At 76.8% G+C, this 22,505-nt stretch carries 21 protein-coding genes, 1 tRNA gene and 4 riboswitches; of the genes, 13 read left to right on the top strand and 9 right to left on the bottom strand.

Annotated elements, in window-relative coordinates; genetic code table 11:
* Positions 1-100: 100 nt before the first annotated feature.
* Positions 101-214, bottom strand: a riboswitch (SAM riboswitch).
* Between the two features lie 167 nt (positions 215-381).
* The 7 genes from ACRYR7_RS15305 to ACRYR7_RS15335 all read left to right on the top strand — a co-directional run bounded on the left by ACRYR7_RS15305 (position 382) and on the right by ACRYR7_RS15335 (position 9,184).
* Positions 382-1,800 (top strand): FAD-binding oxidoreductase, encoded by a 1,419-nt coding sequence (locus ACRYR7_RS15305; protein ID WP_432572971.1) that lies wholly within the window; start codon positions 382-384, stop codon positions 1,798-1,800.
* A gap of 91 nt (positions 1,801-1,891) precedes the next feature.
* Positions 1,892-1,986: riboswitch (SAM riboswitch) on the top strand.
* A 291-nt stretch (positions 1,987-2,277) separates the two neighbouring features.
* A complete protein-coding gene (locus ACRYR7_RS15310) occupies positions 2,278-3,510 on the top strand; it encodes an aminotransferase-like domain-containing protein (protein WP_432572972.1) in 1,233 nt (410 codons plus the stop codon).
* The gene (locus ACRYR7_RS15315) at positions 3,507-4,001 is read left to right on the top strand and encodes a GNAT family N-acetyltransferase (protein WP_432572973.1); all 495 of its coding nucleotides are present in this window, start codon (positions 3,507-3,509) and stop codon (positions 3,999-4,001) included. The genes ACRYR7_RS15310 and ACRYR7_RS15315 overlap by 4 nt, the downstream gene beginning before the upstream one ends.
* A gap of 40 nt (positions 4,002-4,041) precedes the next feature.
* Complete coding sequence (locus ACRYR7_RS15320; protein ID WP_432572974.1) at positions 4,042-5,685, top strand: ABC transporter substrate-binding protein; 1,644 nt, start codon at positions 4,042-4,044, stop codon at positions 5,683-5,685.
* A 5-nt stretch (positions 5,686-5,690) separates the two neighbouring features.
* On the top strand, positions 5,691-6,683 hold the full coding sequence (locus ACRYR7_RS15325; protein WP_432572975.1) for an ABC transporter permease: 993 nt from the start codon (positions 5,691-5,693) through the stop codon (positions 6,681-6,683).
* A complete protein-coding gene (locus ACRYR7_RS15330; RefSeq protein WP_432572976.1) occupies positions 6,680-7,543 on the top strand; it encodes an ABC transporter permease in 864 nt (287 codons plus the stop codon). The genes ACRYR7_RS15325 and ACRYR7_RS15330 overlap by 4 nt, the downstream gene beginning before the upstream one ends.
* Before the next feature lie 18 nt (positions 7,544-7,561).
* Positions 7,562-9,184 carry a dipeptide ABC transporter ATP-binding protein gene (locus ACRYR7_RS15335; RefSeq protein WP_432572977.1) on the top strand — a complete coding sequence of 541 codons (1,623 nt, stop codon included), beginning with the start codon at positions 7,562-7,564 and terminating at the stop codon, positions 9,182-9,184.
* Positions 9,185-9,268: 84 nt separating this feature from the next.
* Here the strand turns inward: ACRYR7_RS15335 and ACRYR7_RS15340 are convergent, their stop codons facing one another.
* The 3 genes from ACRYR7_RS15340 to ACRYR7_RS15350 all read right to left on the bottom strand — a co-directional run bounded on the left by ACRYR7_RS15340 (position 9,269) and on the right by ACRYR7_RS15350 (position 13,093).
* Positions 9,269-10,591: an NtaA/DmoA family FMN-dependent monooxygenase gene (locus ACRYR7_RS15340; protein ID WP_432572978.1), complete on the bottom strand. Its 1,323-nt coding sequence runs from the start codon at positions 10,589-10,591 to the stop codon at positions 9,269-9,271.
* 10 nt (positions 10,592-10,601) lie between these two features.
* Positions 10,602-11,651 (bottom strand): LLM class flavin-dependent oxidoreductase, encoded by a 1,050-nt coding sequence (locus ACRYR7_RS15345; protein ID WP_432572979.1) that lies wholly within the window; start codon positions 11,649-11,651, stop codon positions 10,602-10,604.
* Between the two features lie 92 nt (positions 11,652-11,743).
* Positions 11,744-13,093, bottom strand: a complete 1,350-nt coding sequence (locus tag ACRYR7_RS15350; protein WP_432572980.1) for an aminotransferase class V-fold PLP-dependent enzyme — start codon at positions 13,091-13,093, stop codon at positions 11,744-11,746.
* 42 nt (positions 13,094-13,135) lie between these two features.
* Positions 13,136-13,250, bottom strand: a riboswitch (SAM riboswitch).
* Between the two features lie 168 nt (positions 13,251-13,418).
* Positions 13,419-13,505, top strand: a riboswitch (SAM riboswitch).
* Between the two features lie 5 nt (positions 13,506-13,510).
* Between ACRYR7_RS15350 and ACRYR7_RS15355 the strand changes: the two genes are divergently transcribed.
* The 4 genes from ACRYR7_RS15355 to ACRYR7_RS15370 all read left to right on the top strand — a co-directional run bounded on the left by ACRYR7_RS15355 (position 13,511) and on the right by ACRYR7_RS15370 (position 16,557).
* Positions 13,511-13,930 (top strand): rhodanese-like domain-containing protein, encoded by a 420-nt coding sequence (locus ACRYR7_RS15355; protein WP_432572981.1) that lies wholly within the window; start codon positions 13,511-13,513, stop codon positions 13,928-13,930.
* Positions 13,915-15,129 carry an O-succinylhomoserine sulfhydrylase gene (locus ACRYR7_RS15360; protein ID WP_432572982.1) on the top strand — a complete coding sequence of 405 codons (1,215 nt, stop codon included), beginning with the start codon at positions 13,915-13,917 and terminating at the stop codon, positions 15,127-15,129. Before ACRYR7_RS15355 ends, ACRYR7_RS15360 begins: the two co-directional genes overlap by 16 nt.
* A gap of 30 nt (positions 15,130-15,159) precedes the next feature.
* Positions 15,160-16,389, top strand: coding sequence for a cobalamin-independent methionine synthase II family protein (locus ACRYR7_RS15365; protein ID WP_432572983.1), 1,230 nt, complete (start codon positions 15,160-15,162; stop codon positions 16,387-16,389).
* 94 nt (positions 16,390-16,483) lie between these two features.
* Positions 16,484-16,557, top strand: a tRNA-Ile gene (locus tag ACRYR7_RS15370).
* Positions 16,558-16,931: 374 nt separating this feature from the next.
* On the opposite strand, the gene ACRYR7_RS15375 is transcribed toward ACRYR7_RS15370, so the two are convergent.
* The 4 genes from ACRYR7_RS15375 to ilvA all read right to left on the bottom strand — a co-directional run bounded on the left by ACRYR7_RS15375 (position 16,932) and on the right by ilvA (position 19,963).
* Entirely contained in the window at positions 16,932-17,105 is a 174-nt protein-coding gene (locus ACRYR7_RS15375; RefSeq protein WP_432572984.1) for a DUF4236 domain-containing protein, read from the bottom strand.
* 6 nt (positions 17,106-17,111) lie between these two features.
* On the bottom strand, positions 17,112-18,053 hold the full coding sequence (locus ACRYR7_RS15380) for an HTTM domain-containing protein (protein ID WP_432572985.1): 942 nt from the start codon (positions 18,051-18,053) through the stop codon (positions 17,112-17,114).
* Positions 18,050-18,553 (bottom strand): hypothetical protein, encoded by a 504-nt coding sequence (locus tag ACRYR7_RS15385; RefSeq protein WP_432572986.1) that lies wholly within the window; start codon positions 18,551-18,553, stop codon positions 18,050-18,052. The genes ACRYR7_RS15380 and ACRYR7_RS15385 overlap by 4 nt, the downstream gene beginning before the upstream one ends.
* Positions 18,554-18,670: 117 nt before the next feature.
* Positions 18,671-19,963, bottom strand: a complete 1,293-nt coding sequence (gene ilvA, locus ACRYR7_RS15390; RefSeq protein ID WP_432572987.1) for a threonine ammonia-lyase IlvA — start codon at positions 19,961-19,963, stop codon at positions 18,671-18,673.
* A gap of 98 nt (positions 19,964-20,061) precedes the next feature.
* On the opposite strand from ilvA, the gene ACRYR7_RS15395 reads away from it, so the two are divergent.
* Positions 20,062-20,388, top strand: coding sequence for a YnfA family protein (locus tag ACRYR7_RS15395; protein WP_432572991.1), 327 nt, complete (start codon positions 20,062-20,064; stop codon positions 20,386-20,388).
* Between the two features lie 176 nt (positions 20,389-20,564).
* On the opposite strand, the gene ACRYR7_RS15400 is transcribed toward ACRYR7_RS15395, so the two are convergent.
* Both ACRYR7_RS15400 and ACRYR7_RS15405 read right to left on the bottom strand, forming a co-directional pair.
* On the bottom strand, positions 20,565-21,230 hold the full coding sequence (locus ACRYR7_RS15400; RefSeq protein WP_432572988.1) for a hypothetical protein: 666 nt from the start codon (positions 21,228-21,230) through the stop codon (positions 20,565-20,567).
* Between the two features lie 77 nt (positions 21,231-21,307).
* Complete coding sequence (locus ACRYR7_RS15405; protein WP_432572989.1) at positions 21,308-21,721, bottom strand: hypothetical protein; 414 nt, start codon at positions 21,719-21,721, stop codon at positions 21,308-21,310.
* Positions 21,722-21,962: 241 nt separating this feature from the next.
* Here ACRYR7_RS15405 and ACRYR7_RS15410 point away from each other — a divergent pair, with 241 nt between their 5' ends.
* Positions 21,963-22,475, top strand: coding sequence for a DUF3145 domain-containing protein (locus ACRYR7_RS15410; protein ID WP_432572990.1), 513 nt, complete (start codon positions 21,963-21,965; stop codon positions 22,473-22,475).
* Positions 22,476-22,505: the final 30 nt, after the last annotated feature.

The following is a 22,505-nucleotide window of genomic DNA, read 5'->3' on the forward strand; positions in this document are numbered from 1 at the left end:
GGGGGGGGGCGGCCGGGGGGGGGGTGGGGTGGGGTGTTTGGGTGGGTGGGGGGGGAGGTGGGGGGGGGGGGGGGGGGCGGCCCCCCCCCCCCCCCCCCCCGCCACTGCCTTGCCCCGGGGGTTCCCCCGGGACCGGGTCCTCACCCGGGGCACCCCACGTCAGGAAGAGGGTTGCCGGCCGACGAGCCGGGGCTTGACGTCGGCGCTCATGACCTGCGGGCAGCCTGCCAGTTCCACCGGGAGGGGTCAACGCGGGGCCGCGGGGGGTTACCCTCGCCCGGACCATCCGGAGCGGCCGAGAGACCCGGCTCGACGACGCCGCGGCAACCTGCGCACGCGCCAGGTGCCCCTGCCGGGACCGATGGGAACGGAGAGACGCTCATGAGCACCACCACGCCCGCCCCGCTGCACCCGCCCGCCGCCGAGGCGGTGCCCGCGCCGCGCCCGGGCACCGGGCAGGCCCTGGCGGAACTGGCCGCGCAGCTCGGCCCGGACGCCGTCCGCACGGGTTTCTCGCCCGCGGAGGTCACCGACCGCTCCGGCACGCCGGCGGCCCCCGGCGTGCTCGCCCTGGTGCGGCCCGCGGACGTCGCCGGCGTGCAGGCCGTCCTGCGCTGGGCCAGCCGGTACCGCGTGCCCGTCGTCACCCGCGGCGCCGGCACCGGGCTGTCCGGCGGTGCCAGCGGCGTGACCGGCGGGGTCGTGCTGTCCACCGAGCGGCTGGACGCCGTGCTGGAGGTCTCGCCCGCCGACGAGGTCGCCCGGGTGGAACCCGGGGTGCTCGGCGCCGACCTCGACGCCGCGCTGCGCCCGCACGGGCTGCGCTACGCCCCGGACCCGGCGAGCTGGCGGATCTCCAGCATCGGCGGGAACGTCGCGACGAACGCCGGGGGGCTGCGCTGCGCGAAGTACGGCGTGACCCGCGAGTCGGTGCTGGCCCTGGACGTCGTCCTGGCCGACGGCGAGCTGATCTCCACCGGCCACCGCTCGATCAAGGGCGTCACCGGCCTGGACCTCGTGGGGCTGTTCACCGGTTCCGAGGGCACGCTGGGCGTCGTCGTGGGCATCACGGTGCGGGTGCGCCCGCGCCCCGTCGACGAGCGCACGCTGGCCGTCTGGTTCGACTCGGTGGACGACGCCGCCGCCGGGCTGCTCGCCGTCACCGCCGGCGCCGCGCGCCCGGCCGTGCTGGAACTGCTCGACGGGCAGACCCTGCGCGACGTCGACGCGCACTCCGGCACCGCCCTGGCCGCCGGCGGCGAGGCCCTGCTGCTGGTGCAGACCGACGGGCACGGCGCCGAGGCCGAGGCGCGGGAGATCGCCGCCGCGCTGTCCGCGGCCGGCGGGCGGGTGCGGCACCTGGCGGGCGCCGAGGCCGAGGAGCACTGGGAGCTGCGCCGCTCCGGGCGCGGGCCGGTCACCGACAAGGTGGCCGTGGGCGAGGACGTGGCGGTGCCGAAGTCGCAGATCGGCCCCTTCCACCGCGAGCTGCGCCGCATCGCCGAGCAGCACGGCGTGCAGGTGCGCGCCGTCGCCCACGCCGGCGACGGCAACTTCCACCCGCTGCTCTCGGCCGGGGCCGAGCTGCCCGACGCGCGCGAGCGCGTCGAGGCCGCCGCGGACGACCTCGTGGCCACGGCGCTGCGCCTGGGCGGGACCATCAGCGGCGAGCACGGCATCGGCACCGCCAAGCAGCGCTGGATCGGGCAGGAGCTGCCCGGCCGCGTGCGCGAGCTGCAGCGCGCCGTGAAGGCGGTGTTCGACCCGCTGGGGATCCTCAACCCCGGCAAGGCGCTGTAGCGCAACGGCTCCCGGTGCCCGGGGAACCCCGGGGCGGTCCCGGGCACCGGGTCGTTGACAACACCTCCTCCCGCACGCCACAGTGAGCGGGCAACCATCGAGAGCGGCCGAGAGACCTGGCTCGACGACGCCGCAGCAACCCCCCGTGCGAACGGGTGCGGGTGCTTCCGCCAGGAACGATGGAGGAACGATGCCGTACGGCCCGCTGCGCCGTCCCCGCAGCTTCTGCGCCCGCTCGCGCCGCGTCGTCGACCTGTGCCGGCGCTGCGCGTCGGCCTGTCGCTGACGCCGCGCCGCCACCGCGCCGCAGCACCGAGAACACCCCGCGGGACCCGCTGGACCCGCGGGCGCCCCGCGGGAAACCCCGCGCACCGCTCACCCCGCGCGCACCGCCCTGCCGTCCCGGTGCCGGGCACCGCCCCGCCCTCCCGGTGCCGGGCGTGCCCGCGTGCGCCCGCCACCCCTCCGAGGAGCACTGTGACCACGACCCAGGAACTGCCCCCCGCCGCGCAGCAGCAGGCCGCCGCCGGCGCCCACCTGCTCTCCCGGCGGGCCCGCGCGGTGCCGCCGGCCACCGGTTTCGGCCCCCGCCCGGCCGCGCCGGTGCCCGGCACGATCGGCCTGCACGGCGGCGTGCCCGGCGCGGCCGCGCTGCCGCTGGCCGAGCTCTCCCGCGCCTTCGCCGAGGAGCTGGCCGACCCCGCCGCCCCTGCGCTGCGCTACTCCGTGCCCCTGGGGGTCCCGGAGCTGCGCGAGTGGATCGGCGCCCACGAGGGGGTGGACCCCCGGCGCGTCGTGGTGACCAACGGCGCCCTGCACGCCCTGGCGCTGCTCTTCGACGCCCTCCTGGACCCCGGCGACGTCGTGGCCGTGGAGAACCCCACCTACCCGCTGGTGCTCACGCTGCTGCGCCAGCGCCGGGCCGAGGTGCTGCCCGTGACCACCGGCCCGCAGGGCCTGGACGTGGACGCGCTGGAGGACGCGCTGCGCGCCGGGGCGCGGCCCAAGGTGCTCTACACGATCCCCGACTTCCACAACCCCACCGGTGCCAGCCAGCCGCTCGCGGTGCGGCACCGGCTGGTGGAGCTGGCCGAGCGGTACGGGTTCCTGCTGCTGTCGGACAACCCGTACCGGGAGCTGCGCTTCGACGGCGGCCGCACCCCGGACCTGGACCCGGCGTCGGGGAACGTGCTGCACGTCAACACGTTCTCCAAGACGCTGGGCCCCGGGCTGCGCCTGGGCTGGATCACCGGGCCGGAGTGGGTCGTGCCGGCCCTGCAGGACGCCCGGCGCGACTCCGACCAGCACACCTCCCTGGTGGTGCAGCGCTCGGTGCTGCGCTTCCTGCGCGCCCCCGGGGCGTACGAGACCTCCCTGGCCCGCACCCGCGCCGTGCTCGCGCAGCGCCACGAGGCCCTGCGCGCGGCGGTGCGGCGCGAGCTGGACGGTGTCGTGGAGCTGCCCGCCGTGGACGGCGGGATCTTCTCCTGGGGCCGCGTCCTGGACCCCGGCACCGACCTGGAGCGGGCGCTGGAGGTCGCGCGGCAGAACGCCGTCGACTTCCCGCTGGGCCGCTACTTCAGCCCCGCCGGGCCGCACGAGCTGACCGACCGCTTCCGGTGGGGGTTCTCCGACCTCACCCCCGGGGAGCTGGACGAGGCCGTGCACCGCGTGGCCGTGGCCCTGGCCTCCCCGCTGGCGCGCCGGTGAGCCTGGCCACCGGTCCCCGCACCGCCCTGTGGAGCGCGACCGGCTGGGACGACCCCCGGGTGGCGGCCCTGCGCGCGGCGATGGACGCCGAGCTGCACCCGCGCTACGCCCCGCCCGGCGGCGGGGCGCGCCCGCGGCCGCCGGGCCCGGCCGCCGACGAGGTGCTCCTCACCTGGCTGGCCCTGGTGGACGGCGAGCCCGCGGCCACCGCGAGCCTGCGCCGCCTGGCCCACCCCGGTGAGCCGGTGCGCCACGAGGTCAAGCGCGTCTACGTCCACCCCGGGCACCGCCGGCACGGCCTGGCCGCCGCCGCCCTCGCCCGCGTGGAGGGCTCCGCGCGCGCCGCGGGCCTGGACCGGCTGCTGCTGCAGACCGGCGCCCTGCAGCCGGAGGCCATCGCCCTGTACCGGCGCGAGGGCTGGACCCCCGTGGACCCCTACCCGCCCTACGACGCCCTCCCGCACAGCCGCTGCTTCGCCAAGCGCCTGTGAACCCCCGTCCCGCACACCACCGCAGGAGAGAGAGCACCCCGTGAGCACCGACAACACTTCGCGCCGCACGGTCCTGACCGCGCTGGGCGCCGCCGCCGCCGCCGCACCGCTGGCGGCCTGCGGCGGCGCCGCCTCCGGGTCCGGCGCCGGGGAGGGGGCGCGGGCCGGCGGGGACGTCGTCTTCCTCATCGACTCCCTCGGCGACACCTGGATCCCCAACAACAGCGCGATCTCCAGCTTCCAGGGCAACGTCTGGGGACACGTGACCGACAAGCTCGTCCACGTCGACGCCGACGGGCAGGTCAGCCCGTGGATCGCCGAGCGCTGGGAGCAGAACGCCGACGCCACCGAGTTCACCCTGCACCTGAAGAGCGGGGTCACCTTCTCCGACGGCACCGCCCTGGACGCCGAGGCGGTCGTGGCGAACCTGGACCACTGGGCCAGGGGCCGCCCCGAGGACGGCATCAACCCCATCGGCCTGTTCCCCAAGACCTACGCCGCCGCCTCGGCGGCCGACGCCACCACCGTGGTCGTCGAGTTCGACGCCCCGACCCTGGGGTTCGTCCCGACCCTGGGTTACCACGGCTCCATCCTCGTCTCCCCGGCGACGATCGCCCTGAGCGCCGAGCAGCAGGCCGACCTCTCGCGGGACGTCGGCAGCGGCCCGTACGTCGTGCGGTCGTGGAAGGAGGGCGACAACGTCGTCCTCGCCCGGCGCGAGGACTACGCCTGGGGGCCGCAGGCGCTGGGCCGCACCGGCCCGGCGACCCTGGACTCGATCACCTACAAGGTCGTCAAGGAGTCCTCGCTGCGCACGGCGACGCTGCGGTCCGGGCAGGCCGACGTCGCCTACAACGCCACCCCGCAGGAGCTGGCCTCCCTGAAGGAGGCCGGCCTCGAGGTCGCCGTCCCGCGCTACCTGGGCTTCGCCCACGGCTACCGCCTCAACGCCTCGGCCGCGCCCTTCCAGGACGTCCGCGTGCGCCGGGCGTTCCAGCACGCCATCGACCGCGAGGAGATCCTCTCCACCGTCTACACCCCGGACTGGCAGGTCGCGCGGTCCTTCCTGCAGAGCAACGTCCCCGAGGCCACCGACCACTCCGCGGAGTTCGCCTTCGACGCCGCGCTGGCCGGCAGGCTGCTGGACGAGGCCGGCTGGGTCCCCGGACCCGGCGGCGAGCGCTCCAGGGGCGGGCAGCCGCTGGCGGTGACGCTGTACCCGAACCCCTACCTGGTCACCTCCCAGGCCGTCGACGAGCTCGTGGCCCAGCAGCTGGGCGCCGTCGGCTTCACCGTGGACCTGCAGGTCTACGACGTCGTCACCTACGGCGAGCGCGTCACGGGCAACAAGACCCTCTCGAACTACGAGGTGACCCGCAGCTTCATCGACGTGGGCACCGTGGCGAGCATCCTCACCAGCGCGAACGGCGGCGAGGACTGGTTCGGGCTCGGTGAGGGCGACGAGACGCTGAACCAGCTGCGCGACGCCGTCGCCGGCGCCGTCGACCTGGACACCCGCGCCGCGGCCGTGGACCAGCTGCAGCAGCACGTCCTCGAGCAGGGCCTGTACGTGCCGCTGGAGCAGATCGTCCAGCGCATCTACGCGCAGACCCCCCGGCTGAAGGGCGTCACCTACAACGGCGTCGCCTACGCGAACTACTACACCGCGCACCTGGAGGGCTGAGCGCCGTGGACCGCGGGTACCTCGGTTTCGCCGCCCGGCGCGTCGGGCAGGCCGTCGTCGTCGTGCTGCTCGCCTACGTGGCGACCTTCGTCGTCATCACCGTGCTGCCCGGCGACCCAGTGACCACCACCCTGCGCAACCCGGAGAACGGGTTCACCGAGGCCGACGTCGCGCGCATCGTCGCCTACTACGGCCTCGACCAGCCGGTGCCCGTGCAGCTGTGGGAGTCGCTGTCGCGGTTCGTCACCGGCGACCTCGGCGTCTCCCTGCGCAGCAACCTGCCGGTGTCGCAGTCCATCGGCGACGTCCTCGGCCCGACCGCGGTGCTGGCGGCCTCGGCGCTGGCGGTGGCCGTGGTGCTCGCGGTGCTCACCGCCTTCGGCACCCAGTACCTGCCCCCGTACGCGCAGGGCCCCCTGCGGGCCCTGCCCTCGCTGTTCCTGTCGGTGCCGAACTTCGTCATCGGCCTGGTGCTCATCCACGTCTTCGCGCTGCAGCTGGGCCTGTTCCGGGTCGTCTACCCCGACTCCGCCTGGGCGACGTTCTTCGCCGCCGTGGCCCTGGGGATCCCTGTCTCGGCGCAGCTGGCCGAGGTGCTCACCGCCGGCCTGGACCACGAGTCGCGCCAGGAGTACGCCTCCGTCGCCCGCTCGCGCGGGCTGGGCCGCACGCGGCTGCTGCTGCGCCACCTGCTGCGCCCCTCCTCGCTGCCGGTGGTCACCGTCCTGGCCCTGACGGTCGGCGAGCTGCTCGGCGGCGCGCTCATCACCGAGACCGTCTTCGGGCGCACCGGCGTCGGCAGCCTCGTGGAGTCCGCGGTGACCACCCAGGACCTGCCCGTCCTGCAGGCGGTGGTCTCCCTGGCCGCCGTCGTCTTCGTCGTCGTCAACCTCGTCGCCGACCTGGTCCACCCGCTGCTGGACCCGCGGGTCCGCAGCACCCCGAACCGTCCGTCCGCCCAGCGCGAGGTGCTCGCGCAGGAGGTGAGCACCCCGTGAGCGGAACCGTCACCGCCGTCCGCGCCGCCGCGAGCGCGCCCGGGCGCCGCGGTCCCGGGCGGCGCGGTGCGCCGGCCGTCCCGCCGACCGTCGTGCTGTCCCTGCTCGTCCTGGCCGTCGTGGTGGCCTGGTCGCTGGCCCCGGGGCTGTTCACCGGCCAGGACCCGGTGGACGGCGTCACCTCGCAGAAGCTGCTGGGCCCCAGCGCGGCGCACTGGTTCGGCACCGACCACCTCGGGCGGGACCTGTTCGCGCGCGTCGTGCACGGCACCGCCTCCTCGGTCAGCAGCGCGCTCGTCGCGGTCGTGATCGGGGTCGTGGTGGGCGGTGCCGTCGGCCTGCTGGCGGGGTTCCTCGGCGGCCTCGTCGACGTGGTCCTGGCCCGGCTCGTGGACGTGCTGCTGGCCATCCCCAGCTTCCTGCTGGCCGTCGTCGTCGTCAGCTCCCTGGGGTTCCGCACCATCAACGCCGCCGTCGCCACCGGCGTCTCCGCCGTCGCGGTCTTCGCCCGCGTCATGCGCTCGGAGGTCCTCAAGACGCGCCGCTCGGTGTTCGTCGAGGCGTCGTTCCTGCAGGGCGGCTCGCGCACCCACGTCCTGCTGCGGCACGTGCTGCCCAACGCCTCGCGCACCGTGCTGGCCCTGGCCGTGCTGCAGTTCGGCCTGTCGATCCTGGTGATCGCCGGGCTGGCGTTCCTGGGCTACGGGGACCCGCCGCCGGCCTCGGACTGGGGGCTGCTCGTCTCCGCCGGCAAGGACTACCCGACCGCGCCGTGGCTGGTCTACGCGCCCGCCGCGGTCACCACCGCCACCGTCCTGTCCGTCAACCGCATCAGCCGCTGGCTGCGCGGCACCGGCTGACCCACCAGGAGGACCACCGTGTCGAACACCCCGCCGCTGCTGCGGGTCCAGGGCCTGTCGGTCGCCTACGACCGCACCGAGGTCGTCTCCGACGTCTCCTTCTCCCTGCCCCGCGGCGGCAGCCTCGCCCTCATCGGCGAGTCCGGCTCGGGCAAGTCCACGATCGCCCGCTCGGTGCTGCGCCTGCTGCCCCGGCACGGCGGGCGCGCCCGCGGCGTCGTCGAGGTCGAGGGCACCGACGTGCTGGGCCTGAGCGAGCGCCGCTTCCGGCCGCTGCGCGGGCGCACCCTGGGCTTCGTGCCGCAGGACCCCGGCAACGCGCTCAACCCGGTGCGCACCATCGGCTCGCAGGCCCAGGAGGCCGCGGCCCTGACCGGCGAGCGCGACCCCGCGGTGCGCCGCCGGCTCGTGCTGGAGACGTTCGAGCGCGTCGGCCTGCCCGACCCCGAGCGCGTCCACCGCTCGCACCCGCACCAGCTCTCCGGCGGCATGCTGCAGCGGGTGCTGATCGGCCTGGCGGTGCTGCCGCGCCCGGCGCTGCTGGTGGCCGACGAGCCGACCAGCGCCCTGGACGTCACCGTGCAGCGCCGCGTGCTCGACCTGCTCACCGAGCTGCGCGCCGACCTCGGCATCGGACTGCTGCTCATCACGCACGACCTCGCCGTGGCCGCCGAGCGCACCGAGCACGTCGTCGTCCTGCGCGGCGGCCGGGTGCAGGAGGCCGGCCCGACCGCGCGGGTGTTCGCCGCGCCGCGCACCGCCTACGCCCGCGCCCTGCAGGCCGACGTGCCCGCGCTGAACCCGGAGCGCTACCGCGACCGCCGCCCGGCCCCGGCGCCGGCCGGTGCGCCGCCGAAGGTGGAGGTGCGCGCCGCCACCAAGTCCTTCACCGTCGGCGGCACCCGCTCCCTCGCCCTGGACGGCGTGTCGTTCTCCGTGGCCGCCGGCACCACCCACGCGCTCGTCGGGGAGTCCGGCTCGGGCAAGACGACGGCGGTGCGGCTGCTGCTGGGGCTGGAGGTGCCCGACGACGGGGAGGTCCGCGTCGCCGGCGAGCGCCTCGACGGGCGCTCGCACCGGGAGCTGCGCGCCGCGCGGCGCCACCTGCAGCTCGTCTACCAGAACCCCTTCACCTCCCTGGACCCCACCTGGCGCGTGGAGCGGATCGTGCGCGAGCCGCTGGACCGCTACGGCGTCGGGCAGCGCGCCGAGCGCGCCGCCCGCGTGCGCGAGGCGCTGGCCCAGGTCGGCCTGGACGAGCGCCTGGCCCGGCGGCGCCCCTCGGCGCTGTCCGGCGGCCAGCGCCAGCGCGTGGCGATCGCCCGCGCCCTCGTGCTGCGCCCCGACGTCCTCGTGCTCGACGAGCCCACCTCCGCGCTCGACGTGACGGTGCAGGCCGGCATCGTCGACGTGCTGGTGCGCCTGCAGCGCGAGCTGGGGCTGACGTACCTGTTCGTCTCGCACGACCTGGCGCTGGTGCGCCAGGTCGCCGACACGGTCACGGTGCTGCGCGCCGGCCGGGTGGTGGAGAGCGGCACCGTCGAGGACGTCCTCACCGCCCCGCGCGAGGGGTACACGCGCGCGCTGATCGCGGCGGTGCCCCGCCCGCTGGACGCGCCGGCCCCGGCGCCGACGGCGTAGGCCCCCGCGCCCACGGCGCAGGCCCCGGCGGACCGGTCTGCCCGGTCCGCCGGGGCCTGCTCGCGCCCGTGCCCCGCGCGCGCGTCAGCGGTGGGTGAGCGGGGCCCGCAGCCCCAGGTGCTCGCGCAGCGTGGTGCCCACGTACTCGGTGGGGTAGGCGCCGCGGTCCTGCAGGGCGGGCACGAGCTGGTCGACGACGTCGTCCAGCCCGCTGGGCACCAGGTAGGGCGTGATGTTGAACCCGCTGCTGGCACCGGTGCGCACCCAGCGCGTCAGCTCGTCCGCCACCGCCGAGGCGGTGCCGGCGAAACCCCGCTCGGCGGAGTTGTGGATGACCAGCTCGCGCAGGGAGAACTTGTTCTCCTCGGCGACCGCCCGCCACTGCCGGGCGATGGCGCGCGGGTCGTGGCCCTGGCGCGCGGCCCCGCGGGTGCCGTCGATGTCGGAGATCACCGGGTCGTGCGCCGGCAGCGGCCCGTCCGGGTCGTGGCCGGACAGGTCCTCGCCCCACACCTGCCCCACCAGGGACAGCGCCGTGGCGGGCGTCACCTGGTTCTCCAGCACCCAGCGGGCCTTCTCCTCGGCGTCGGAGTCGCTGTCGCCGAGGACGATCTGGGTGCCCGGCAGGATGAGAACGTCGTCCTCCGGGCGGCCCGCGGCCACCACGCGGCGGCGCACGTCGTCGGCGAACTCCAGCGCGTCGGCGTGGTCGGTGCCGTGCCGGGAGAAGACGACGTCGGCGGAGCGGGCGGCGAAGTCCCGCCCGGCGGGGGAGTCGCCGGCCTGGAAGACGACCGGGTGGCCCTGCGGGCTGCGCGGCACGGTGGGCCTCACCTCGACGTCGAAGAGCCGGTCCTCGTGGCGGACGGGGGCGAAACCCTCCCCGTCCCAGCTGTCCCAGACCCGCCGGGCGATCGCGACGAACCGCTCGGCGCGCTCGTACCGGTCGGCGTGGTCGAGGTACCCGCCGCGGCGGAAGTTCGCCCCCGTCCAGGCGTTGTCGGTGGTGACGACGTTCCACGCGGCCCTCCCGCCGGAGAGCACGTCCAGGGACGCCAGGCGCCGGGCCAGGTCCGCCGGGTCGTTGTACGTGGTGTTCTGGGTGGCGACCAGGCCGATGCGCTCGGTGAGGCCGGCCAGCGTCGCCAGCTCGGTCAGGGCGTCGGGGCGCCCGACGACGTCGAGGTCGTGGATCCTCCCGCGCTGCTCGCGCAGCCGCAGGCCCTCGCCGAGGAAGAACGCGTCGAACAGGCCTCGCTCGGCGGTGCGCACCAGCTGCGTGAACGTGGAGTGGTGCACCTGCGACCCGCTGCGCGGGTCGGACCAGACGGTGGTGTGGTTCACGCCCTGGAAGAACACCCCGAAGTGCACCGTGGCGTCGGGGTAGCGGAACTCGCTGCTGCTCATCGTCGGTTCCTCAGGCGGTCGCGAAGCGGTTGGCCGGCCGGCTCAGGCCGAGGGTGGAGCGCAGGGTGGACCCGCTCAGGGGGGCCCGCAGCAGGCGGGCCGCCCGCAGCTCCGGCAGCGTGGTGCGCACCAGCTGCCGCAGGTCCTCGTCCAGGACCGCGGCGTGCAGGCGCACGCCGTCCACGCGCCCCGACAGGTCCGCCAGGAACCGGGCGAACCCCTCGCCGGGGCCCGTCCAGCGCACCCGGCCGCGGTCGGGTGCCGGTGCGTCCGCGTCCAGGGCCGCGACCCGCTCCGAGGCGGGGGCGGCCTCGGTGTCCAGCGCGAACTCCACCTCCACCACGACCAGCGGGCCTCCCGCGGTGCGCCGGGCCGCCGGGTCCCCGGTGAGCACCACGTCGACCTGACCGGCCGGCAGCGCCCCCTCGGCGGCCAGCACGACCGACTGCCCCTGCGGTGAGCGCGGCACGGTCAGCGGGCCCTTGACCGACCAGCGGCCGGTGTCGACGTCCACGTGGTGCAGCCGGTCGCGGTCGACGTAGCGACCGGTGGCGACGTCGCGCACCACCGCGTCGTCCTCCCAGGAGTCCCACAGGGCGCGCACGGCGCCCACGACGTCGGCCAGCTCGGTGCGCAGGTCCTCCCCGGCCAGCGCGGGCAGGCCCACCGCCCGGGCGGCGGCGGGTTCCGGCGTGGCGGTGGCGATCCACCCGGCGCGCCCGGCCGAGGAGTGGTCCAGGGAGGCGATCTGCGCGGCCACGTGGAAGGGCTCGGTGTACGTGGTGGGCACCACCGGCACCAGCCCGACGCCCTCGGTGGTGCCGGCCAGGAACGCCGCGCGCTGCACCGCGTCCAGGTGGCCGACGGGGTTGCGCGCGTCCGGCAGCGGGGAGTCCTCGAACGTCAGCGCCGTCAGGCCCTGCGCCTGGGCGGTGACGGCGAACCCGCGCAGCCGGGCGGGGGAGAACACGTCGGCCGGTGCGCTGCGCGAGCGCCGCCAGGCGGCCGGGTGCCACCCGCCCCCGTCGACGTCGAGCAGGAGGTGGAACGGGTCGGGCACGGCGGGCTCCTCGTCGGGGTGGTCGGAACGGGTGGGGCGGGTGGTGGCCGTCGGGGGCGGGCGGCGCGGGCGCTCCCGCGAGCGCCCCGGGGTCACCGCGGCCGCGCGACGCGGTCGAGGTCGGCGCCGAGGAAACCCGCCGGGTCGGGCCGCGGGTCGCCCACCGGGCCCCAGGAGCCGTCGACCACCGCGTAGCGCAGCTCGGGCCCGGCGGTGAGGAACCGCCGCAGCGCCGCCAGGAGCCGGTCCACGTCCGCCGATCCGGTCCCCACGCCGGTGCTGGCGCGCAGCGCGCCGGAGGACAGCCCCAGGGAGTCCGCGAACCGGTGCGCGCAGAAGCGCCCGTCGCGCACGCCGATGCCGTGCTCGGCCGACAGGTACGCCGCGACCTGCGAGGACGGGTGCCCCTCCACGGTGAACGTGACGACCCCCACGGCGTCCTCGGCGTCCGGGCGCACCACCCGCACGCCCTCCAGCGCGGCGAGCCCGTCGAGCAGGCGCTCGCGCAGCGCCGCCTCGTGCTCCTCCAGCGCGCCGGGGGGCAGCGCGGCCAGCGCGGTGCACGCGCGCGCCAGGGCCGCCGCGCCGAGCACGTTGGGGGAGCCGGCCTCGTGGCGCTCCGGGCCGCTGGCCCAGCGCACGCCCCCGGTCCCGACCTCCAGCGTCGCGCCGCCGCCGGCCAGGTACGGCTCGGCCGCGTCCAGCCAGTCCCGCCGCCCGACCAGCGCCCCGGCGCCGAAGGGCGCGTAGAGCTTGTGCCCGGAGAAGGCGATCCAGTCCAGGTCGTCGCCGGCCAGGTCCACCCGCCGGTGCGGCACGAGCTGGGCGCCGTCCACGGCGATGCGGGCGCCGGCGGCGTGCGCGGCGCGCGCCAGGCGCCGCAGCGGCAGCACCTCGCCGGTGACGTTGGAGGCGCCCGTCACCGCCAGCAGCGCGTAGCCGCCGCCGGCCAGCTCCGCCTCCAGCGCCGCCGCTGTGCCGGCCGCGTCCGGGCCGCCGGGCACCACCGTCGTGCGCGCCGAGCGCTGCCAGGGCAGCAGGTTCGCGTGGTGCTCCACGTCCGCCACCAGCACGCGCCCGCCGGCGGGCACGGCGCGCGAGAGCAGGTCCAGGGCGTCCGTGGTGCTGCGGGTGAAGACGACCGCGTCGTCCTGCCGCGCCCCGACGAAGCGCCCCACCGCGCCGCGCGCGGACTCGAACAGCTCCGTGGACACCCGCGAGAGGTAGCCCGCGCCGCGGTGGACGCTGGCGTAGTGCGGCAGCACCCGCGCCACGTGCTCGGCCACCGCCGCCAGCGCGGGCGCGCTGGCGGCGTTGTCGAGGTTGGCGTAGACCGCCTCCCCGCCGGTGGCCAGCGGCACGCGGGTGGCGGCGCCGACGACGGGCAGCAGCGGGGCGAGCGCGGGCGCGCAGCGGGGGGCGGGGAGCGTGGGCGTGGGCACGAGGGCCTCCTCGGGGAGGGGACCCGCCGGACGGTGCCCGCGGGTCCGCGCTTGCCGGCGCCACCTCGGCACCGGCCAGGTCGTCACCCGGGGCACCCCGCCGCGTGAGGAGGGTTGCCGGCCAGCGAGCCGGGGCTTCGCGCTGGCGCTCATGACCTGCCCGGAGCGTGCCACGGGCGCGCCCCGCCTGGCAACGTCGGCACCGCGTCGGCACCGCGGCGGCGCACCGGGGGCGGGCGCGGGCCCGTGCGGGCGGGAGGCGCCCCGGACGGGCCCGCCGGTGCCGACGGCGCCCGGGCACGGCCGGGCATGCCCTACGCTGGCAGGACCATCCAGAGCGGCCGAGAGACCTGGCTCGACGACGCCGCAGCAACCCCCTACGGGAGGGTGCTCATGCCGGGACCGATGGGAGGGCACGTGAGCTACGCCGGCGACCTCGCTCCGCGCGAGGCGTTCGACCTGCTGCACGAGGACGGCGAGGCGGTCCTGGTCGACGTCCGCACCGAGGCGGAGTGGACCTGGGTCGGGGTCCCGGACACCGCGGGCACCGGCAGGGGACCGGTGTTCGCCTCCTGGGCGCCCGAGGACCCCGCCGCCCCCGGGGCGCGGTTCCTCGCCGAGCTGGAGCGCGCGGGGATCACCGCTGGCCGCCGCGGCCCGGTGGTGTTCCTGTGCCGCTCCGGCAAGCGCTCGGTCGCCGCGGCCGAGGCCGCCACGGCCGCCGGCATCACCCCCAGCTACAACGTCCTGAACGGTTTCGAGGGCGACCTGGACGAGCACGGGCACCGCGGCGGCGCCGGCTGGCGCGCCGAGGGCCTGCCGTGGAGGCAGTCGTGAACGAGGAGAGCACCCCCCGCCCCTGGCGGCCCGACACCACCGCCGTGCGCGGCGGGATGGCGCGCTCGGGTTTCGAGGAGACGTCCGAGGCGATGTACCTGACGTCGGGGTACGTCTACGGTTCCGCCGCCGACGCCGAGGCCGCGTTCACCGGCGAGGTCGACCGCTACGTCTACTCCCGCTACGGCAACCCGACGGTGTCGGTGTTCACCGAGCGGCTGCGCCTGCTCGAGGGGGCGGAGGCCTGCTACGGCCTGGCCAGCGGCATGTCCGCGGTGTTCTACGCCCTGGCCGCCCTGCTCGGCGCGGGCGACCGCGTCGTGGCCGCCCGCAGCCTGTTCGGCTCCTGCTACGTGATCCTCGACGAGATCCTGCCCCGCTGGGGCGTGAGCACGGAGTTCGTCGACGGCGAGGACCTCTCGCAGTGGGAGCGGGCCCTGTCCACCCCCGCGCAGGCGGTGTTCTTCGAGACCCCCGCGAACCCCATGCAGACCCTCGTCGACATCGAGGCCGTCGCGCAGCTCGCGCACGCGGCCGGTGCGACGGTCGTGGTCGACAACGCCTTCGCCAGCCCCGTCGGCCAGCGGCCGCTGGCGTTCGGCGCCGACGTCGTCGTGTACTCCGCGACCAAGCACATCGACGGGCAGGGCCGCGTCATGGGCGGCGCGGTGCTGGGCACGTCGGAGTTCGTCGACGGCCGGTTCCGCGAGCTGACCCGGCACACCGGGCCCACCCTCAGCCCGTTCAACGCCTGGACGCTCGCGAAGGGCCTGGAGACCCTCGGCCTGCGCGTGCGGCACTCCGCGGCCACCGCCCTGCGCATCGCCGAGCACCTGGAGGACGCCGCGGGCGTGCGCTGGGTGCGCTACCCGATGCTGCCCTCGCACCCGCAGGCGGAACTGGCCAAGCGGCAGATGGAGCTCGGCGGCACCGTCGTCACGTTCGAGCTCGACGCGCCCGACGGCCGCGGCAAGGAGCGCGCCTTCGAGGTGCTCGACCGCCTCGGCGTGATCGACATCTCCAACAACCTCGGCGACGCCAAGTCGCTGGCCACCCACCCCGCCACCACGACCCACCGCCGCCTCGGCGAGCAGGGCCGCGCGGCCATCGGCCTGTCCGACGCCGTGCTGCGCCTGTCGGTGGGCCTGGAGGACCCCGACGACCTGCTCGACGACCTCGACCGCGCCCTGCGGCGCTGAGCGAGCCACCACCCCACGAACGGAGCACCCGTGAGCACCCCCCGACGCATCGAGGTCAGCCACGCCGGCAGCCTGCCCCGCACGCCCGAGCTCATCGCCGCCAACGAGGCCCGCGAGCTCGCCGAGGACGGCCTGACCCTGAAGCGCACCCCCGACTTCGACAAGCTGCTCACCGAGGCCGTCGTCGACCTCGTGCAGCGCCAGCACGACCTGGGCATCACGATCGTCGGCGACGGCGAGTACGGCAAGGCCATGAGCAGCGCCGTCGACTACGGCGCCTGGTGGTCGTACTCCTTCCAGCGCGTGGCCGGCCTGGAGGTCACCGGCGAGGACATCTTCAGCCAGCCCACCGTGCGCTCCGAGCCCGGCCGGGTGCGGCTGACGAGCTTCCCGGACCGGCGCGACTGGCAGCTGTTCCACGACGCCTACACCGACCCCGCCTCGGGAATCTCCACCGGCAAGACCGCCACCGCGTTCCCCGCCACCACCGGCCCGCTGCGCTACGTCGGCCAGGAGGCCATCGCCTCCGACGTCGCCAACCTCGTCGCCGGCCTGGAGGCCGCCGGCCTGGAGCGCAGCCGCGGTTTCATCACCTCCCTCTCGCCCGGCAGCGGCGCGCGGATCTCCAACCGCCACTACGCCACCGAGGAGGAGCACATCTGGGCGTGGGCGGAGGTCATGCGCGAGGAGTACCGCGCCGTCCTCGACGCCGGCCTGACCCTGCAGGTCGACGACCCCTCCATCGCGGAGAACTGGGACCAGATCAACCCCGAGCCCAGCGTCGAGGACTACCGCGCGTTCACCCGCGTGCGCGTGGAGGCGCTCAACCACGCGCTGCGCGGCCTGCCCACCGACCGGGTCCGCTTCCACCTGTGCTGGGGCAGCTGGCACGGCCCGCACACCACGGACGTCGAGTTCAAGCACATCGCCGACCTCATGCTGGAGATCGACGCCGGCTCCTACTCGTTCGAGGCCGCCAACGTGCGTCACGAGCACGAGTGGAAGGTGTGGCGGGACGTGCAGCTGCCGGCCGGCAAGAAGATCGTGCCCGGCGTCGTCAGCCACGCCACGAACGTCGTGGAGCACCCCGAGCTCGTCGCCGACCGCATCGAGCGGTTCGCCTCCGTCGTCGGCGCCGAGAACGTCGTCGCCTCCACCGACTGCGGCCTCGGCGGGCGCATCCACCCGCAGATCGCCACCGCCAAGCTCGCCGCCCTCGCCGAGGGCGCGCGCCTGGCGGGCGAGCGCCTCTCCCGCTGAGCCCGCACCACCCGCGCCGCCCGCACCGCCCGCGCCCCGCCGCCGGGGTGCGGGCGGTGCGCCGGCCCGCGGGGCGGGTAGGCTCGCGGGCCCGGGGGCGGTAGCTCAGTCGGTCAGAGCAGGGAACTCATAATTCCTCGGTCGTGGGTTCGAGCCCCACCCGCCCCACCGGCGCCGGGACGCGCGCCGTCCCGGCGCACCCCGGTGAGGAAGTCGGCGACCTCGCGCGGCTGGACGTGGACGGTGGAGACCTCCTGGCGCCCGTCGACGTCCCAGGCGACCGAGACGGAGGGCACCGGCACCCCGTGCCGGCGCAGGCCGTCGGCCAGCGGGCCGGGCAGGCGCCGTCCCGGTTCGAGCAGCAGGGCCGCGTCCCGGCCGGCGTCGTCGAGGTCGGCCCACCACCGGGTCAGCGCATCGTGTCGTGTCACGTTCAACCACATCGGTGCGCGGCCCGCCCGCCCGGAGCGCACCTCACCCGCTCGGGCGGTGACCCTCACCCGACCGGGCGCCGCGGCTCACCCGCCCGGTGCAGCGCCGCCCTACTTCCAGAGCCTGCCGTGCCAGGTCAGGCCCTTGAACAGGCGCACCGAGAACCGCCCGCGCGAGTCGACCGTCGTGCGCCCGAAGCGCTTGGAGAAGCTGACGCCGCGGTTCGAGGCGTTCAGCCGCACGCCGCGGCCGAGGTCCTTGGAGCGGCGGAAGATCAGGCCCATGCGCGCTCAACGGCCCCCGCGGGCGGCCGGTTCCTGGGCCGGGAGCGCCCGCCGCCCGGTCCCCGCGCGCCGGCCCCGCGGGCGCACCGGCGGCACCAGCCGCTCCAGCGGGGCGAACGCCAGCAGGCACACCACGGTGGGCAGGAAGTGGATCCGCAGCGTCAGGTACGTGCCCAGGTGGAACGCCAGCCAGAACAGCACCGCAGCGGCCAGCGCCCGCCCGCGCAGCCACAGCATCACCGGGCTGAGCAGCTCCGCCACCAGCACCAGCCACTGCAGCGCCACCAGCACCGGCGGCACCGCGGCCAGCGCGTCGGTCAGCGCCGTCCTGCGCCGGGAGAACGCCCACGTCAGCACCGCGCCGCCGGCCCAGTCCCAGCCGCCGAAGCGCACCTTGGCGCACCCGGCCAGGAAGTAGGTGCACACCACCGCCACCTGCACGCAGCGCAGCGCCCACCCGGCGGCCTCGTCGGGCGACCGCGCCCCGCGCCCGGCCCCGCGCCCGGTCCCTGGGCGCACCCGGACCGCGCCCACCGTGGGCAGCACCAGCAGCGCCACCACCAGCGCCGCGTGGTCGTGGTCGACCTTCGTGTAGCTGTAGGCGTTGCTCAGCCAGTCCAGGTACGCCGCCGCGCACACGGCCCCCGCCAGCCGCGGCAGCCGCCCGCACGCGGCCACCACCGCGCTGACCAGCAGCACCACCAGCAGCACCCGCACGTACCCCGGCGAGGGCGCGGGCAGGTGCAGCAGCCGCCGCAGCGCCAGCGGCCGGTACAGCTGCACCGGCACGTCGCCGTGCGCGAGCGGGTCGTCGGTGAGGACCAGCACGTCCAGCACCACGAACGGGTAGAGCACCGCCCGCAGCAGCGCCACCCGCCCCGCCGGCACCGCCGGGGCCCACCAGCGCCGCCACGCGCCCGCGGCGGCCCCCGCGACGCCCCCGCTCACGGGGCGCCCCCGCCGCAGCAGCCCAGCGGTTGCCGCGGGTCCGGCACCGTCCAGCTCGCCAGCAGGTCGTCGCGCACGCGCACCACCCGGCCGCCCGCCAGGTCGCTGACGCGCTGGCGCAGCTCCAGCGACGCGAAGCGCACCCGCTCCGGGTGCCGCGCCGCGTGCGCGGCCGCCAGCGCCTCCAGCAGGGAGGGGTCCCGCACGAACCGCGGCAGCTGCCCCTCCACCTCCGAGCGCTCCACGCCCACGCCGCCCGCCGTCAGCGGCACCCGGCGCACCACCCCGTCGGTGCCGGTGCCCTGCACGTACGGCGAGCGCACCTCCCCGTCCAGGTCCACCGCGAAGGCGTACTGCGACATCGGCGCGAAGGGCCAGCCGTCGTCGGTGCCGCGCAGCGTCCCGGCGCTCAGCAGGAGCAGGAACACCACCGCGGCGGCGCTGCGCCACAGCAGCGCCGCGGCGCCCAGGCGCCGCACGGGCTCGGACGCCTCGTGCACCGGGACCCCCTCGCCTCGACCGTCCGCGCCCGTCCGGCGCGGGCGAGCGGATCCTGCCAGCCGGGACCCGCCGCGCACCCGCGCCGCGCCGCCGGTGCCCGCGCCGCGCGCGGCGGCTCAGAGCAGGTAGCGGTACAGCGGCTCGGCGGCCGAGATGCGCTCGAAGGACGGGGGAGCCGCGGCCATCCGCTCCAGCAGCGCCGGCAGGTCGTCCCGGGAGGGGATCTCGATGCCCACCAGCGCCGGGCCGGTCTCGCGGTTGCTGCGCTTGACGTACTCGAAGAGCGTGATGTCGTCGTCGGGGCCGAGGACCTCGTCGAGGAAGCGGCGCAGCGCGCCGGGCTCCTGGGGGAAGTCCACGAGGAAGTAGTGCTTGCGGCCCTCGTGCACCAGGGCCCGCTCGACGATCTCCGCGTACCGGCTGACGTCGTTGTTGCCGCCGGAGACCACGCACACCACGTCCTGGCCCGGCTCCACGCGCACCGCCCCGGCCAGCGCCGCCGTCGCCAGCGCCCCGGCGGGCTCGGCGATGATCCCGTCGGTCTGGTACATCGCGAGCATCTCCACGCACACCGCCCCCTCCGCCACGGTCACCAGCTCCACCGGCGAGCCGGCGACCACCGCGTGCGTGACGTCGCCGACGCGGCGCACCGAGGCGCCGTCGACGAAGGAGTCCAGCTGCTCCAGGCGCACCGGCGCGCCCGCCGCCAGCGCCGCCGCCATCGACGGCGCCCCGGCCGGCTCCACGCCCACCACGCGCACGCCCGGGTGCCGCTCGCGCACCCACGTCAGCACCCCCGCCAGCAGCCCGCCGCCGCCCACCGGCACCACCAGCACGTCCGGCGGCGCCTCGCCCAGCTCCGCGAGCTGCTCCACCAGCTCCACCGCCACCGTGCCCTGCCCGGCCAGCGTGCGCGCGTCGTCGAAGGCCGGCACGACCGTGGCCCCCGAGCGCTCGGCGTGCTCGGCCGCGGCCGCGGCGGAGTCGTCGTAGGTGTCGCCGAGCACGACCGTCTCCACGAAGCGCCCGCCCAGGGCCGCGATGCGGTCGCGCTTCTGGCGCGGGGTGGTGCGGGGCACGTACACGCGCCCGCGCACCCGCAGCGCCGCGCAGGCGTACGCCAGGCCCTGGGCGTGGTTGCCGGCGCTGGCGGTGACCACGCCCAGCGCGCGCTCGTCCTCGCCGAGCTGGGCGATCAGGTTGTAGGCCCCGCGCAGCTTGTAGGAGCGCACCACCTGCAGGTCCTCGCGCTTCAGGCGCACCCGCGCCCCCGTCGCCGCCGACCAGCGCGCGGCCTCGGTGAGCGGGGTGCGCGTGACGACGCCCGCCAGGCGCCGCGCGGCCGCCTCGACGTCGGCGGCGCCGGGCAGGGGCGTGGTCGCCGCGGGCCGCGGCACCTCTAGCGTCATGCCCCGATCCTCCCGCGCGCCGGCCGGTGCCCGGGACCGGGGGCGGGCCGGGGACGGTCCGGGGACGGGGGAGCGCGGTGGACGGGGCGCAGGAGGCGGTGCGCACGGCGGCGCTGTTCGCGGCCGCGGCGGTGCTGGAGATCGGCGGCGCCTGGCTGGTGTGGCAGGGCGTGCGCGAGCACCGCGGCTGGTGGTGGTGCGGGCTGGGCGCGCTGGCGCTGGCCGGGTACGGCTTCGTCGCCGCCCTGCAGCCGGAGACCTCCTTCGGCCGGGTCCTGGCCGCCTACGGCGGGGTCTTCGTGGCCGGATCGCTGCTGTGGGGGGTGCTCGCCGACGGCTTCCGCCCGGACCGGTGGGACCTGACCGGGGCGGCGGTGTGCCTGGTGGGCGCGGCGATCATCGTGCTGGCGCCGCGGGAGCGCTGAGCCGGCCCGCGGGCCGGTGCGCCGGGGGAGGGGGTGTGACGCCGGACCGGGAAGCGCCTCACGGCGCATCGCCGCTCGTAGCGGCTCCAGTTGGGACCCGGGGCTACCGCGGCCCGGCGCCACGACACCACTGTAACGGCGCGCCCGCCGCCCGGCAGGACGGGACGGGCCCGCCCTCAGCCCAGCTCGCCGGCGCGCCAGCGCCGCGCCACGACCTCCAGCTGCTCGGCGGTGCGCACCAGCCGGGCGGCCGAGCGCGTCAGGGCCGCGGCCGCGTCCTCGGGGTCCGCGTGCCGGCCGGTGTGCGAGGGCTCGTCGGCGTGGTGGGCCCGGCCGACGGCGACGATGCGGCAGAAGGCGGCCGCGCGCTCCAGCGTCACGGCGAAGTCGCCCTCGGCCACCCCGGTGAGCACCTCGTCGACGACCGCGACGACCTCCTCGGGACCGGGCGGGTCGGCGACCCCGGCCAGCACCTCCAGCACCGGCGTGTGCCGGCGGCCCTCGGCGTACTGCCGGGCCACCGCCGAGGGGGAGCGCAGCACCCAGGTGCGCAGCACGTACAGCCGCCACAGGGCGCCCGCCAGCGAGTCCGCCGGCGCGTCGGCCCACAGCGAGGCGATGACCTCCAGGCCCTCCTCCTGCGCCAGGCGCACCACCCGCCGCGTCACCTCCGCGTCCTGCGCCGAGCGCGCCCCGTGCACCAGGGCGCTGGCGGCCGCGTGAGCCGCCTCCTGCACGGCGGAGGGGTCCACCCCGCCGGCCAGGGCGACGAGCGCGTCGTCCCCGGGCATCGCGGGGCGGTGGTGGCGGCGCGGCGGCGGCGCGCCGGAGGGGTCGGGCACGCTGCGATGGTGCCACCGCCGCCCGGGCGCCGCTCGGGCGGTGCGCGAGGCGGTGCGCGAGGGGGCGCGCGGGCGCGTCAGCCGGTGAAGGGCGGCGGGGGAGCGGCCATCGTGGCGCGCGGGCAGTCGCGCAGGCTCAGCCCGCCGTGGCTGAGCGCCTCGTCGCACAGCGACTCCACGCTCCAGCCCAGGTCGCTGCCGAAGCGGGTGACGGTCACCCGGTAGACGGTGATCTCGTAGCGCGTCGGCGTGCCGTAGGCGACGTGGATGCGGCCGATCAGCTCGGCGCCGGCGACGTTCTGCGGGCCGTTCCAGGGCCGGTCGTAGCGGCTCCACAGGCTCGGGCTGGTCTCCCAGACCCCGCCGTTCTGCACGTCGCGCAGCGCGAGCTCGACGAGCACCGCGCGGGCCGCGTCCTCGGGCACGATGGCGGCGGGCCGGATGACCTCGGAGACCTCGCCGGGTGCGGCGGGGGGCGGCTGCTCGTGCACGTGCCCCCATCGGCGGCCCGCGCCCGGACCTGAAGCCCCCGCGTCGTGACCTTCGGTGATCTGGGGGTGACCGACCGCGACACGCCCGGGTCGCGCGGCGCGCCGGGGTGGTGGTGCGCGCCGGGGCGGTGAGGCATGATGACGGCACAGCACGTCCGGTAGTCGAACGGACACGTTCACCTGCGCGTGGTGCGAGGTCGTTGGGGAAGGCGCCCATCACACCGACGCAGAGGAGGACGGCATGTCCGGTGCGACCACCCGCGGCGTGCTCTACGTGCACTCCGCACCGCGAGCGCTCGTCCCGCACATCGAGTGGGCGGCCGGCGGTGTCCTCGGCGTGCGCGTCTCCTGCGACTGGACGGCCCAGCCCATCGCGCAGGGGTGCCTGCGCGCGGAGTACTCCTGGCAGGCCCCGCAGGGCTCCGGAGCCCGGCTGGCCTCCGCCCTGCGCGGCTGGGCCCACCTGCGCTTCGAGGTCACCGAGGAGCCCAGCCAGGGCTGCGACGGCGGCCGCTGGAGCCACACCCCCTCGCTGGGCATCTTCCACGCCGTCACCGACGTCCACGGCAACGTGCAGGTCCCCGAGGACCGCGTGCGCGCCGCCCTCGAGCTGCTCGACGGCCCGGCCGCCGACCCCGCCGCCGCCCGGCGCGCGCTGGCGCTCGCCGTCGGCGAGGCGTGGGACTGCGAGCTGGAGGCCTTCCGCCACGCCGGGGACGACACCCCCGTGCGCTGGCTGGACCACGTCGTCTGAGCCGCCCGCGCGCCCGGCGCCGGCGCGCAG

Source organism: Kineococcus gurbantunggutensis (assembly GCF_050871925.1).
Lineage (GTDB): Bacteria > Actinomycetota > Actinomycetes > Actinomycetales > Kineococcaceae > Kineococcus.